Below are 13,788 nucleotides of genomic sequence, written 5' to 3'. Positions count from 1 at the left end.
TCGTCCTGTTCTTCGTTCAGTTTAAGTCGTTACAAATTTAATTTCTTTTGCCGGTCCGGGAGGAATGTCTGCTTCTCCCTGTAACTCCTCACAATTGAGGGTGACAATGAACCTGGCACCATCTTTTACTGTATCATCAATTTCAATTGTACCGGAATTGGAGTGTTCCAGAATATTTTTACACACAAACAGTCCCAGTCCCGTTCCTTTAGCCTTTGTCGTAAAATAGGGTTGAAACAGCCTGGCTTTATCTTCCTCGCGAATGCCTTCTCCACTGTCATTAACCGAAATAATGATCTGACCCCTTCGGGCTTCGGTGGTGATCTCGATCGACTCGCCTTCTTCGGTCGCATCCATGGCATTCAGGATCAGATTCAGAAATACCTGCACCAGCTGATCGCGCACCACCTGCACCACAGGCAGATCCTCTGCAAAGCGGGTGATGATATTTTTACCCTTTTTGCGTTTGTAATATTTGGAAATGTTCAACGATTCGGTAATCAGCTCATTGATCTGACAGCGATTCCGTTCGGTCGTGGCCGGGCGGCTGAAATCGATCAACTCGCGGAGAATCCGCTGAATCCGTCGCAGCTGGGCATCGACTTCATCCAGTCGCTTGTTCGTGTATTCATCATTGTTATGGCGGTTGAGCAGTTGTACGAGTGAACTGATTCCCGCCAGCGGGTTTCCCACTTCGTGCGCAATACCCGCTGCCAGCAGACCGAAGGCCGCATGTTTTTCCTGCTGAACCAGCAGCGCCTGCGATTCCTGCAGGTCGCTGGTCCGGCGGGCGATACGATCTTCCAGCAGTTCCTGGTTCATCTTCAACTGCGAGTTAGCCAGCGAAAGCTCCATACTCGTGCGTTTAACCAGCTGGGAAAAGGCGATGCTCGCCCACGCGACCCAACCCATCCAGACAATCATTAACAGCAGTTGGGTCAGCCAGTCACTGGGGAGGGGAGGGCTGGATAGCAGCAGCGTCGAATAGCTGATCAGATGCAGTCCCAGCGTCAGATACGCAATCTGCGGCGCGTGCCGAATGGAACAGACAATTAACGATAACAGATAATAAAACCGAAACGGACTGTTCAATCCGGCGTCATAATGACAGAGCAGGCCGATGAACAACGCTTCCATCACCGAAATGATCAGCGGCCATTCACCCAGAAAGACGCGACCTCGAAAGCTGAAGTAGGTATCTGCCAGGGCATAAATTGCACCTAAAGTCAGAATCCAGTTCAACTGGGGAACCTGGATGGCAGAACTGTTACCGCCAAAATTGACCAGCACATACCCGACACACAGCCCGAACCACCGAATTCGCAGCGTAATTTCTTCCGCCGGCAGTTCCCAGGTATAGGCGTCATGGTGGATGCGGGGAGCGGTCGTTGAAGCAGGGGCTTCCGCCAGACGATCCTGGATCACGTCGCCTGGTTCGCTCTGATTCTCCACGTTTAATGGGTCATTCATGGTAGAAATGGAAATTCTGTGTCGTGCTACTGATTCGCTGCAAAAATAAGATTCTGACTGACTACCATGTTTGGTAAACAGAATGCGACAATTCAAATGTGAATGCCAGACTCGATGGCACAGCATCAATGAAGCTATACTATCACGAAACTGAAATTGATCTGCAATTACACATTCGCTATTTTGAACGAGAAGTCGACGAATTTTACTGTACAAACAGGTAAAACCAGAACCCGGTAGAAGTCAAATTCATCGTAAGTCCGAGTCTGATTCGTAAACACAATCCACTTATTATTTTATGTATTCAAAGATATCTCGGAAAGAGTGGGGCGAATTCCAGGAATCACTGTGACTCCCGTGAGCAGATCCATTTATTTCCAGCGCCGATAACGTATAGAATGCTACAGAACATTGTAGACATTCAGCAGGATTAATGATCCGAATAGATTGGGAATTTATGAAAATCGTCGTAGCGAGTTCAGAAGCGATTCCATTTGCCAAAACAGGCGGACTGGCCGATGTGGCCTCAGCATTGTCGAAAGCACTGTCAGCAGAAGGACACGAAGTCAGCCTGTTTCTGCCCTACTATCCCCAGTCGACAGCAAAACGAGGATTTTCTCCTGACGATTTCGAAGCCTGCCCTGAAAAGGTGATGATCCCTGTCGGCAGCAAGCAGGTGGAAGCCAGCCTGTTGAAAGCCTCTTTTCCCGATTCAAAAGTGAACGTCTATCTGATCGATCAGCCTCGTTATTTTGATCGTCCTGAACTCTATCATGAAAATGGCCGTGATTATCAGGACAACTGCGAACGGTTTATTTTCTTCAGTCGCGCGGTGATGGAATTCACTGCACAACTCAATTTGCAGCCGAATATTATCCACTCCAACGACTGGCAGACCGGACTGATTCCCGCCCTGTTGAAAATTGAATATCAGCATCGGCCCGGATTTGAGAAAACAGCTGCCGTCTATACGATTCATAATATGGCCTTCCAGGGACAGTACTGGCATTGGGACATGCTGCTGACAGGCATTGACTGGAAATACTTTAACCGGCATCAGATGGAATATTTCGGACAGTTGAACCTGCTCAAGACCGGGATCGTCTTCTCGGATATGATTACCACGGTGAGCCCTACCTACGCGAAAGAGATCCGCACTGAGCGGTTCGGTTACGGCCTGAATGGTGTACTCGAATCGCACGCCGAACGACTGGTCGGTATCCTGAATGGAGTCGATACCAGCGAGTGGAACCCTGAAATCGATCCGCATCTGGCCGCTCATTATTCCGTAGATTCTCTGTCTGTTGGCAAAGCAAAGTGTAAAGCAGCGTTACAGGAACGTATGGGGCTGCCTCAAAAACCGGATGTCCCTCTGTTGGGAGCCATCTCCCGGATGACCGATCAGAAAGGCTTCTCCCTGATTCTGGATGCCGCCGAAATCCTGTTGGCCACTGACGTCCAGATGGTCTTTCTGGGAACCGGTGATCCCCGACATGAAGCTGCTTTCTCTGAACTTGCGAAACGTTTCCCGGATAAAGTTGCTACCTTTATCGGTTTTGATGAAGGGCTCGCACATCAGATCGAAGCGGGCCTGGATATCTTTCTGATGCCCAGCCAGTTTGAACCGTGCGGATTGAATCAGATGTATAGCCTGCTGTATGGGACAGTGCCCATCGTGCATGAAGTAGGAGGTCTGGCTGATTCCGTCGTGGATGCTCACGAAGAGAACCTGGAAAACGGGACTGCCAACGGCTTTTCTTTCTGGCATTTTGATGCCACGGTACTCTATCGACAGATGCGGCGGGCCATCGCCGCCTATCATGACAAACCACTCTGGAATCAGCTGATTCAGAACGGCATGACAAAAGACTGGTCCTGGAAACAGAGCGCTCAAAACTACCTGTCCGTCTATCAGCGGGCCAGCAGTTATCGAAATAAGAGCAGCGAGTCAGTGTCTGCCACTCATTAACAGGCAGAGAGTCAATTAATTCTTCAATCCCATTATTTTCTTCTGTCCCCTAGTGATGACGGGAATCGATGTCAGAGATCAGAACCGACCCGCTTACCGGCTTTACTACCATCTTCGCGCCGGAACGAGCTCGACGGCCCATCAAAATATTAGAAGATGCCAGTCAGTACGTCGCCACGCAGGAACAGATCGATTCCGATCCGTTTGCGGAAGGGAAAGAAGCCGAGACAACACCCGAACTGTTTGCGATCCGATCGTCGGCTACAACAGCAAATCAGCCAGGTTGGAATGTGCGTGTGGTGGCCAATAAGTATCCTGCGCTGTCTCCGGTTTCTGGTTCAGATCATTACGGGGTACATGAAGTCATCGTCGAGTGCCCTGAGTTTGAGACCCGCGTATCGCGTCTCAACCAGAGACAGTTTCAATATATTTTTCAAGCATACCGACAGCGCGTCGCCGCCCATCGCGATGATCCCCACACCCACTACGCGCTCATTTTTAAAAATCAGGGGATTCTGGGTGGCGCCTCACTGGGACACGTGCACTCGCAACTCCTCGTCAGTCATCTGATCCCACAGGCGCTCCAGCAGGAATTACAGGCGGCTCGCACGCATCAGTCAGAGCAGGGCTGTTCCTTATTCAAAACTTTCACCCGGGACTCGACGGACGGATTTTCGGGACGGGTGATGTCCACGGAATATTTCGACATCATCTGTCCTTATGCCAGTCGCTTTGCCTATGAAACCTGGGTCATTCCCCGTTCCCTGAAAACACATTTCGACCACTCCAGCGATCAGGAACTCGATGATCTGTCCTGTATCACTCGTCGTCTGTTATGTAGTCTGGAGTCGCTGCTCGGACGTCACGATCTCAATTATGTGATTCAGATGCCCCCTTATGAGACCAGTGAACAGGACGGCTATGCCTGGAGCCTGAGGATCTATCCACGGCTGGCCCATCTGGCTGGATTCGAAATCGCCTCCAATGCCTTCATCAACCCGGTTTATCCCGAGCAGGCCATTGAGCAATTGAGACGGCAACTGAGTCCCTGAACGTTTTTTACCGTCTTACGAATCCAATCAGCTGTTGGTTGAGCTACAGGGATATCACTCAGGAAAATAGAGAGTTGAGTTTCACGTTATGAATTGTCCCGGTCAATCAAACTGGAGAAAGCTTACCTGCTTTAACAATTGACCTTCCTCCAGCGGTATTTCAAGATCGTTCGTGTCGATTTTAAGGGGACTTGGATTTTATTATCCGGAAAAGTCCTCTATGATTACAAAAAGATTGGCTTTAAGATAAGCCAGAATCGTTTCAAGTCCTGTTGGCACATCGCTTAACGCAGGCAGCGAAGCGACCCGCCACGTATTTGATACCGTTCAGTTTTACAGCGTAATCGAAAGTTCTGTGTTTACACGGATGAAAGGATGCGGCCCATGGGCTGTCGACTTCGGCTTGTTTTGGTCATTCACAACCATCAGCCCGTTGGGAATTTTGAAGGCGTTTTTGAAGAATCCTATCAAAACAGCTATCAACCATTTCTCGACGGCTTATCAGAATACCCGGATATCCCGTTTTCTCTGCATACCTCAGGCAGCCTGATGGAATGGCTCGTCGACGCGCATCCGGAGTACATTGATCGCGTTCGCGGCCTGGCGGAATCCGGGCAGGTCGAGATCCTGGGAGGGCCTTTTTACGAGCCGATTCTGGCAGGCATTCCCCGTTGTGACCGCATCGGACAGATTACCGCCTATTCCGACTATCTGAAAAAACTGTTTGGCACCCCGGTCCGCGGAATGTGGGTGCCTGAACGGGTCTGGGAACAATCGTTTGTTTCTGATCTGGTCGATGCTGGCATGGAATTCACCCTGCTGGACGATTCCCACTTCAGTGCCGCCGGCGTTCGCGCAGAAAAAATGCATGGCTACTATCTCTCAGAAGACGAAGGTCGACTGCTCAAGATTTTCCCGGATAATGAAACGCTCCGCTACCAGATTCCCTTTACCGATCCCGTACAAACAATTCATTACCTGAAAGAGATTGCCGACCATCATCCGCATTCAGTCGTTGTCTTTGGTGATGACGGCGAAAAGTTTGGCGCCTGGCCGGGCACCTTCGACCATGTTTACCGCGATGGCTGGCTGAAAAAGTTCCTGGACCTCCTGCGCCAGAACAGTGACTGGTTAAAAGTAACGACCCTTTCTGAATCAGTCGATACGGTCTCCCCGCTGGGCAGCTGCTATCTGCCTGACGCCAGTTATCGTGAAATGAATGAGTGGGCGCTCTCTTCAGAACGACAGCTGGAGCTGGCCGAACTCAAAGAAAAATTTGCAGAGACCGAAGGCTTTGATCGGCTCAAACCTTATTTGCGAGGCGGGTTCTGGCGGAACTTCCGTGTGAAATATGCCGAGCTGAATGAAATGTATACCCGGATGTTACAGGTCAGTAACCGTCTGCAGAGCCTGGAAGAGACCGGCGTCGATGCAGAAGACCTGCCCACGCTGCACGAAGCCCGCACCGAGCTATACCGCGCGCAATGCAACTGCCCTTACTGGCATGGTGCCTTCGGTGGCCTGTATCTGCCTCATCTGCGGAATGCGATTTACAAACATCTGATTTCCGCGGACACGCTGCTGGAGAAAATTACGCACCGTGATGCCAGCTGGCTGGAAGTGGAAGTGGCTGACTTTAATCTGGATGCCCGAAAAGAAGTCAGACTGGCCAGTAATCGACTGGTAGCTTATCTCGCTCCAGCGCAAGGCGGACATCTGTATGAACTGGATGTGCGGGGCGCGAAACATAATTTACTGGCGACCCTCGATCGACGTCCTGAGCCCTATCACGATATCATTCGCCAGGCGGCCATCGAACAGAAAGAAGGTGCAGAGAACGGAGAGGATATCGGCAAAATTCATAATGCCGTCCGTTTCAAACAACCCGGCCTTGAGAAAAAACTGCAGTACGATCATACCCCCCGCAAATCACTGGTGGATCACTTCTTCCAGCCGGGCGTCGATCTGGAAACGGTCATTCAGGGCGGCGGAGAAGTCGGCGATTTTGTGCATGGCGTTTATCTCAGCTCGCTCAAGCGAACCGATGAAGACTGCGAAGTGCGTATGATTCGCAAAGGGTATGTTGGTCCTTACGAAATTGAACTCACCAAAACGGTTTGCCTGACGAAGAACGCCTCGGGTTCGCTGGAAATTCATTACGAACTCTCACATCTGCCCGCTGAAGTTCCACTGAATTTTGGCGTCGAGTTTAACTTTGCCGGTATGGCCGCCGGTGCCAGTGACCGCTACTACTACAATCATCTGGGTAAACAACTGGGGCAGCTCGAATCAAAACTGGATCTGGAAAAAACCGATCGCATCGGACTCGTCGATGAATGGCTCGGACTGGATGCGGCCCTGGATCTTTCCTCACCAGCCAGTATCTGGACGTTTCCGATTGAAACCATCAGCCAGTCGGAAGGCGGGTACGAACTCGTGCATCAGAGCTCGGTCGTGATCCCACACTGGGAGTTCGTCGCTGACGAAAATGGACGCTGGTCCGTCACCATCACACTTTCGATGGATACCTCGGTAGCCCAGGCTAAAGCCCTGAGTGAAGCAGCCGCTTCCGGAGCATAAGCCTGGACTGAGAGGTGTTTTGGTGAAGTTCATGAAAAGAGTTCGTTGATGACTTTCCCGCCATCGACGATTTTCATCGGGCGTCCCAGCGGACTCATGTTCTCTTTTCGAGGCTCGACCTGCAATGACTGACAGATCGAACAGAATAGATCGGTGACCGCCACCGGTCGATCCTGGACGGCGGAACCGTCTTTGGTCGAAGCGCCAATCACCTGGCCTCCTTTGACGCCACCACCGGCTAAAGCGGCTGAGAAGACGCGTGGATAATGGTCGCGACCGCCGCGGGCATTAATCTTCGGGGTTCTGCCGAATTCACCCATCCAGACCACCAGAGTCTTGTCCAGCATACCACGCTGTTTCAGATCTGAAATCAGCGCCGCCATCCCGGCATCAACTTCCTGGGAGCGGGGAGAAATAGTCTCTGAGATATCAGCGTGATTATCCCAGCCATTGGATCGGACTTCGATAAATGTCGAACCTGCTTCTACCAGTCGCCGCGCCAGCAGGCAGCCTTTCCCGAAGTTGTTTTCGCCGTACTCGCGACGCAGTTCTACTGGTTCCTGGTTCAGATCAAATACCCTGGTCTGAGGACTTAATACCAGTGAAGAAGCTTTGTTATAAATCTTGTTGTGATTTTTTACGACCACTTCACCTCCACGGCTGGCAAATTCCGTATCCAGGCGTCCTAATAGTCCCAGACGTTTCTGATAGCGTTTGTCTGTCACAGTGGCTGCGACATTGTCGGGGATGTTTCCCGGGTTGTTAATGTTAAACGGTTCGTAGTCCACGCCCAGAAAACCGGCCCCTTCCGTTGCACCGACAGAGACGATCGAGGGAATCTCCAGTTCGCGGTCGCCGATTTCACGGGTAATGTTTGAACCCAGGCTGGGATGTTTTACACTTCCGGAAGGTACATAGCCAGTATGCATCTGGTAAGTGGCGCGCTGGTGGTTCCCTTCCTTATTGGTCATGGAACGAATCAGCGCGATATCCTGCATGACCTTCGCGGTGTTTTTCCAGTCTTCAGCAATCTCAATTCCGGAAACGGTAGTTTTGATCGCCTGTTTGTCACCGGCACTCGATGTGTTGGGCTTCGGGTCAAACGTTTCAAACTGACTGGGGCCACCAGACATCCATAACAGGATCATCGAACGACCCTGTTTGCGAAGTTCTTCTGCGGACACGCTCATCAGATCGTGAAAACTCAGTGTGCCGGCTGCCAACGCTCCCAGCGAAACGTTGCGGATAAAGCTGCGACGTGAAAAACCGCCTCGGACTGAATGAACCTGCTGGTGGTGATAAAGACTCATAACAAACTCCTCGTACTGAGGGGGAATAGATTGGAAAATGAACTGGTCACAAAAAGTCTGATGAGAATCGTTCAGCGTTTGGTAATGAACTCACTGGAATTCAACAGACTCCACATCAGATCTTCGAGCGCATCATTCCGATTGCCTGCTTCCTGGATGTAGTCCTGACAGATCTTCAATTCTGCTTTGGTAGGCACTCGTGAAAGTGTCAGCAGATACAGTTCCTGAATGGCATCGTTGTCATCTTTAAAGTCTCTGGCGATCTGTGCCAGTTTGGTATTCCGGTCGGTCCCCAGCATTTCATTTAAGGTTTTTGAATTCATCATGAACAACGCCTGGGGAACATCACCGGTGATCTCGTCCTGCGAAGTTGAAGGGTCATAAGTAAACAGTGTGCTGAACTGCCCGCGGGCGGTTCGGCTTCCCTGATAGCGTCGACTGCCAACGTTGCGATTGGCCTGTAGATCATCCACACCGAACACCTGTGTGATTGCTGTGAAAATCTGATCGCCTCGCAACCGCGTGGGAGATTGTGATGCGAACGGTGTATGCTGCTGCTCGGTTTTCTTCTGCATTTCACGCTGGTATGCCCGTGTATTGGTAATTGTCTTGCAGAGCCATTTCAGATCGTAGCCACTGGCGGTGAAACCTTCCGATAACGCATCCAGAACTTCAGGGTAGACGGCACTGCGTTCCGGTCCAATATCATCAATAGGTGTGTAGAATCCTTCCCCCAGCATTTCTGCCCAGAGCCGGTTCACAATGGCCCGGGAGAACCAGACGTTGGAAGGCGTCGTTAAAAACTTCGACAGTGTTTCACGCCGTTCGATGTCATCCAGTCCTTCCGGCGCTTTCGTGCCGACAAACAGTACCGGTTGAATTACTTTACCGATCGAAGTCGGGTCGTTTAAATCGGGCATATGATATTCAGTCGTGAATCGCCGCATGTTATCGGGAGCAGGGATGCTTTTGATTTCTTCTGCTGTCAGCGCCTTGTCACCATCTTTATCCGCACGGGCTACCATTTGTTCAAAGCCACGTGCCATGCGGGTGCGCTGGACTTCCTGTTCGGTCAGCTTTCCGTCACGGTTCCTGTCGTACAAGCGGAACAGCATGGTCGGATCCTGAAGCATCTTCATGCGTTGAGCATACTGATTTTCGTTCGTACCCCGATCCATAGAAACGACTTCAAAAGTCCGCGGCGTCGCATCGCGTACCGGGCGGACCCGCACACGAGGGAAAAATGCTGCCAGCTCGTGGAAGCTGTTACGTTTCCATTTGTCTGTCGGATGGTCGTGACAGTTCGCACATTGAATCTGAATTCCCAGGAAGATACGCGATGTTTCCGCAGCCAGTTCAGCCGGATCACCCTGATGGGCAAAGATTAAAGCGGTGTTTCCGTTTTCACGAACATCGCCGGTGGCGGTCAGCAGGTCGGTTGTAATCTGATCCCAGCTTTTATTCTGATTGAGTTGAGTGATCATCCACTCTTCAAATTCATTCTGATTGATCCGCGCCCGGGCATCAGTGGCCCGCAGGTAGATGACATCCCGCCAGTAGCGTGCCCAGTTAACACCGTACTCTTCTGACTTCAACAGTTCGTCGATTACTGCCTGCCTTTTGCCTGTGTTCGCATCCAGACCGAACAGAATGACTTCCGAAGTACCAGGCTTGCGACCCACCAGGTCAAATGTCACGCGACGGAGAAAGTCTTCATCATTCGCCAGAGCCGTCGGTGTGATATTCGCCTTTTTGAGTTCCGCTTCCAGCAGTTGATCGATCTTCTCTGCCATGGAAACGGCATCCACTCTCTGCCGATTGTCTGTTTGAGCAGCACTCTTTGTTGCTGCGAATGCCGAAGACTGGCATAATGGGACGGATAATGTCACTAGATAAAAGCAGGCAAATTGAATCGTTCGTTTCCGGGGAAAACTCATCATGGCGTTTGACCTGTTAAAATAGTCAGGGAAATGGTTCCTGTGTTCGATCAGGAGTCAGAGAGACTCAAAAGCTGCTGATCTCCAGAATGCATCCTGTTTTACAACCATTTCATCCGGGCCGAGCGATTGGAAACGATTCGACCGGGTGACATGACTGCAATCCTTGATACTGGCTATTAAACCCTTCTTAACTTTGAATGTGTCGAAAAAAAGGTGATTTTCGTAAATTAATTTAATCTGAACTAAAAGCCGGACTGGTTGAATAATGGAACTGAGCGCTTGGGTCATTATTGTTATTTTATCCGGGGTAGCCATCGTCATTGGTGGTGTCCTGTTTTTCCGTCTGCATGCCTTTCTGGCATTGCTGGCAGGTGCCATTTGTGTAGGCGTGCTGACGCCCGTGCAACAGATTGAAGAGACGGCACTTAGGAAAAGCAGTTTCAAAATCCTGGAGGTGAGTGAAGACAATCGCAGTCTTGTCATCCAGATCGACAAAAAAGGCAGTCTGCAGCCCGGCATGATGCTGTTGATTATGGGGACTGAACAACCCCGCTTCCCATTGATTCCCATTGCCCAGACGGAAGTCCAGCGGGTCACCGCCCGGTTTTCTCAGGACAACAAACGCATCATCATTGCCGAGCTGAGTGTCCGCGATGACAGTGCCAGCCGTCCGATCCGCCTGGACGACTTTGCGATCACACCCACACATTACAATGCTGCGATCGCGGAAGGCGAAAAATCAGTCGGTGAACGTGTTGCTGCCGGCTTCGGTTCCACCTGTGCCAAGATCGGCATTCTGATTGCACTCGCCGCCATCATCGGCATGTGTCTGCTGGAAAGTGGTGCCGCCGAACGCATTGTCCGCTCGGCGATTCAGTTTGTCGGCGAGAAGCTGGCGCCTATTGCCTTCATGGCCAGTGGCTTTCTACTGGCCATTCCCGTCTTTTTTGATACGGTCTTCTACCTGCTCATCCCCCTGGGTAAAGCGATGCGGATCCGTACCGGTAAGAACTATCTGTTGTATGTCCTCGCGATTGTCACCGGAGGCACGATGGCCCATTCCCTGGTCCCGCCGACTCCCGGTCCATTGTTTGTCGCCGAACAGTTGAATGTTGATATCGCCACGATGATGATGGGCGGCCTGATTGTGGGTAGTATCGCCGCTCTATTTGGACTCGGTTATGCCACGTTGATTAATAAACACTGTGAACTCCCCTTTCGTGACTCAGCCGATGTGACAAAAGAGGATCTGCAGAAACTCGCATCGAAAAAAATAGAAGACCTGCCGCCACTCTGGTTGTCGCTGCTACCAATTCTGCTCCCTGTTGTCCTCATCGCCGGTTCCACGCTGTTAAAATTTAAAACGATCAGCAGCCAGCTTTCGGAGCAGATGCAAACCCTGATCACCACACTGGGGAACAAAAACATCGCGTTGGGTATCGCGACGGTCATTGCGCTCTGGACACTCATTCGCCAGAAAAAATCCTCAATGGGAGCGCTGTCTGAATCGATCCAGACCTCTCTGTATACGGGGGGTGTGATCATCCTGATTACGGCAGCTGGCGGCGCGTTTGGCAGTGTCCTGCAACAGACAGGCGTGAGTTTCCTCATTGAATCTCTGCCGCAGGTCTCTCCGCTGATGCTGGTCACCCTGGCGTTTCTGATTACCACCGCCATCCGCACTGCACAGGGCTCATCGACAGTCGCCATGATCACCACCGTCGGCATTCTGGGGGGCATTGCCGAGTCCACGACACTCGGCTTTCATCCGGTCTACCTGGCGCTCGCTATCGGCTGTGGCTCCAAGCCGATCTCCTGGATGAATGACAGCGGCTTCTGGGTCATCGGAAAAATGAGCGGCATGACCGAAGGCGAAACCCTGAAATTTATCAGCCCCATGACCGCTCTGATGGGCATTGTTGGCTTTATCGTCGTCCTGCTGGGAGTTCAGTTTTTCCCGATGGCTTAGTGTGTTTGAAAGGTTTTGTGATTTATGAAACGGATTCACGCTGGAAATGCAATGAAGTTAATCACTCTTGCACTGATAATCGGCTTGAACAGTGAAGCCATAGCAGAGCCTGTTGACATCGGTTCCCGGCGGGAACTGTTTGTGGATCGGCTATTGATTGACCAGTTGGACGGCGTGACTCTCAAACTGCATCATCCCGTCAAAGCACCTCGCCCTCAGTCTCCACTCCCCATACGGCACATGATGACAGTCATTAAAAAAGGAGACCAGTTCCAGGCCTGGTGGCGGGGATCCGATCCGGCTTATCAAGGGGATAAACATACGGGGCACCCGGGGGAAACCGTGCATTACGCCGTCAGTCAGGACGGTCACGAATGGGAGTTTCCGGAACTGGGCCTGCATGAAGTCGCAGGCACTCGTGAAAATAATGTGATCCTCGCCAAACAGCCTCCTTTTCTGACCAACTTCACACCGTTTCTCGACACGCGTACCGGCGTGAAACCTGCGGAGCGATATAAAGCGTTGGCGGGTTATCCCGGGCCGGGAGATAAGCGGGGGCTGAAAGAGCAGGGGCGGGGACTGTTCGCGTTTGTCTCTCCTGATGGAATTCACTGGACGAAGCAGGGAGAAGTGATTCCCTATCAACCCGAGTGGCGGCACGCCTTTGATTCGGCCAATGTCGCGTTCTGGTCTGAAGCGGAGCAGAAATATGTCTGCTACTTCCGTACCTGGACTGATCCCGATCGTTTACGCAGCATCAGTCGCACGACGAGCCCTGACTTTCAGCACTGGAGTCAACCGGTCGCTCTGAACCCGAATCGACCGGGCGAGCACCTTTATACGAACCAGACACATCCTTACTTCCGCGCACCGCATATTTATATTGCACTACCGACGCGTTTTGTTCCCGGTCGCGGGGATGCACCTGAGTACGATCAACAGGACGTCAACGCGACCGATATCCTGTTTATGACGACACGCGCCGGCTCCTCAAAATACGACCGGCTCTTCACGCACGCATTCATCAGGCCGGGCCTTGATCCACGGCAGTGGAAGAATCGTGCCAATTACGTGGCGTTAAATGTCTTGCCCACCGGACCCGCAGAAATGTCAATCTATCATCGCAGCGGCGATCGTTACGTGCTGCGAACCGATGGTTTTGTCTCAGTGAATGCCGGTTCAGAACCGGGCAGTCTGTTGACGAAGCCACTTATGTTTTCAGGTAGTCAGCTCAAATTGAACTTCAGTGCCAGTGCTACGGGCAGCCTGAGGGTAGAAATTCAGAAAGCGGATGGCAGCCCGATTCCCGGCTTCACGATACAGGACTGCCAACCTGTGATGGGAGACAAAATTGACGGCGTCGTACGCTGGAAAAATAACCCTGATCTAACTGCACTCGCCGGTCAGCCGGTTCGCCTGAAATTCCAATTAGTCGAGTGTGATCTGTACTCGTTCCAGTTTGACCGATAAGATGGATCGATGAATTGCACAACTCTGA

Annotated in this window: 8 protein-coding genes; 5 read left to right on the top strand and 3 right to left on the bottom strand. The window is 51.5% G+C overall.

The features are described from left to right. Positions 1-21 precede the first annotated feature (21 nt). Complete coding sequence (locus Pan161_RS21315) at positions 22-1,470, bottom strand: sensor histidine kinase (protein WP_145230651.1); 1,449 nt, start codon at positions 1,468-1,470, stop codon at positions 22-24. Between the two features lie 433 nt (positions 1,471-1,903). Here Pan161_RS21315 and glgA point away from each other — a divergent pair, with 433 nt between their 5' ends. The 3 genes from glgA to Pan161_RS21300 all read left to right on the top strand — a co-directional run bounded on the left by glgA (position 1,904) and on the right by Pan161_RS21300 (position 7,071). Further along, positions 1,904-3,439 carry a glycogen synthase GlgA gene (glgA, locus tag Pan161_RS21310; RefSeq protein WP_232103374.1) on the top strand — a complete coding sequence of 512 codons (1,536 nt, stop codon included), beginning with the start codon at positions 1,904-1,906 and terminating at the stop codon, positions 3,437-3,439. Between the two features lie 68 nt (positions 3,440-3,507). Then, positions 3,508-4,491, top strand: a complete 984-nt coding sequence (locus Pan161_RS21305; protein ID WP_145230649.1) for a galactose-1-phosphate uridylyltransferase — start codon at positions 3,508-3,510, stop codon at positions 4,489-4,491. Between the two features lie 384 nt (positions 4,492-4,875). Next, the gene (locus Pan161_RS21300; protein ID WP_145230647.1) at positions 4,876-7,071 is read left to right on the top strand and encodes an alpha-amylase/4-alpha-glucanotransferase domain-containing protein; all 2,196 of its coding nucleotides are present in this window, start codon (positions 4,876-4,878) and stop codon (positions 7,069-7,071) included. 29 nt (positions 7,072-7,100) lie between these two features. On the opposite strand, the gene Pan161_RS21295 is transcribed toward Pan161_RS21300, so the two are convergent. Together Pan161_RS21295 and Pan161_RS21290 are read right to left on the bottom strand one after the other, a co-directional pair. Beyond that, a complete protein-coding gene (locus Pan161_RS21295; protein ID WP_145230645.1) occupies positions 7,101-8,381 on the bottom strand; it encodes a DUF1501 domain-containing protein in 1,281 nt (426 codons plus the stop codon). Between the two features lie 71 nt (positions 8,382-8,452). Continuing rightward, positions 8,453-10,321, bottom strand: a complete 1,869-nt coding sequence (locus Pan161_RS21290; RefSeq protein ID WP_145230643.1) for a DUF1549 domain-containing protein — start codon at positions 10,319-10,321, stop codon at positions 8,453-8,455. Between the two features lie 265 nt (positions 10,322-10,586). Here Pan161_RS21290 and Pan161_RS21285 point away from each other — a divergent pair, with 265 nt between their 5' ends. Then, positions 10,587-12,290 carry a GntP family permease gene (locus Pan161_RS21285; protein WP_145230641.1) on the top strand — a complete coding sequence of 568 codons (1,704 nt, stop codon included), beginning with the start codon at positions 10,587-10,589 and terminating at the stop codon, positions 12,288-12,290. Positions 12,291-12,341: 51 nt separating this feature from the next. Next, positions 12,342-13,760: a glycoside hydrolase family protein gene (locus Pan161_RS21280; protein WP_145230639.1), complete on the top strand. Its 1,419-nt coding sequence runs from the start codon at positions 12,342-12,344 to the stop codon at positions 13,758-13,760. The last annotated feature ends 28 nt before the right edge of the window (positions 13,761-13,788 follow it).

It is taken from the genome of Gimesia algae (genome assembly GCF_007746795.1).
In the GTDB taxonomy this organism is placed as follows: domain Bacteria; phylum Planctomycetota; class Planctomycetia; order Planctomycetales; family Planctomycetaceae; genus Gimesia; species Gimesia algae.
The sequence above is the reverse complement of the archived record's forward strand: the minus strand, read 5'-3'. Positions and strand labels throughout refer to the sequence as shown.

Bases quoted from the DNA above. Each gene is read 5' to 3' on its own strand.
- Pan161_RS21315 (WP_145230651.1), bottom strand. From the start codon at position 1,470: ATGAATGACCCATTAAACGTGGAGAATCAGAGCGAACCAGGCGACGTG.
- glgA (WP_232103374.1), top strand. From the start codon at position 1,904: ATGATCCGAATAGATTGGGAATTTATGAAAATCGTCGTAGCGAGTTCA.
- Pan161_RS21305 (WP_145230649.1), top strand. From the start codon at position 3,508: ATGTCAGAGATCAGAACCGACCCGCTTACCGGCTTTACTACCATCTTC.
- Pan161_RS21300 (WP_145230647.1), top strand. From the start codon at position 4,876: ATGGGCTGTCGACTTCGGCTTGTTTTGGTCATTCACAACCATCAGCCC.
- Pan161_RS21295 (WP_145230645.1), bottom strand. From the start codon at position 8,381: ATGAGTCTTTATCACCACCAGCAGGTTCATTCAGTCCGAGGCGGTTTT.
- Pan161_RS21290 (WP_145230643.1), bottom strand. From the start codon at position 10,321: ATGATGAGTTTTCCCCGGAAACGAACGATTCAATTTGCCTGCTTTTAT.
- Pan161_RS21285 (WP_145230641.1), top strand. From the start codon at position 10,587: ATGGAACTGAGCGCTTGGGTCATTATTGTTATTTTATCCGGGGTAGCC.
- Pan161_RS21280 (WP_145230639.1), top strand. From the start codon at position 12,342: ATGAAGTTAATCACTCTTGCACTGATAATCGGCTTGAACAGTGAAGCC.